Here is a 389-nt window from a genome sequence, read left to right as displayed (position 1 = left end):
GTTATATCCAGTAATCATATCAGCACTAATAGATTTACCTTCATTTGCTTTACTTGTTGCATTTTCAACTAAATCTTTAATCTCTTTAGCTGCTTCAGCTGATCTACTAGCTAGGTTTCTTACTTCTGCTGCTACAACTGCAAAACCTTTTCCAGCTTCACCTGCAGTTGCTGCTTCAACTGCTGCATTTAGTGAAAGAATATTTGTTTGGAAAGCAATTTGATCAATAATAGAAATCGATTCATTAATCAATGTTACTTGTTCAGTAATATCTTCCATTGCAGAAGTAGTTTTTTGTGCAAGGTTTTGTCCTTGTTTTGCAGATGAGTTTAGGTCATCTGTATATTGGTTCATTTGTTGGATGTTTTGTCCATTGCTTACAATTGTGC

The 389-nt window shown here is 34.4% G+C and carries 1 protein-coding gene; it reads right to left on the bottom strand.

The window, feature by feature from the left end:
• Positions 1–389 (bottom strand): methyl-accepting chemotaxis protein (locus tag CRV02_RS14715; protein ID WP_258239346.1); only part of this gene is annotated, 389 nt, incomplete at both ends.

This window comes from Arcobacter sp. CECT 8989, from assembly GCF_004116715.1.
Taxonomy (GTDB): Bacteria; Campylobacterota; Campylobacteria; order Campylobacterales; family Arcobacteraceae; genus Halarcobacter.
The sequence above is the reverse complement of the archived record's forward strand: the minus strand, read 5'-3'. Positions and strand labels throughout refer to the sequence as shown.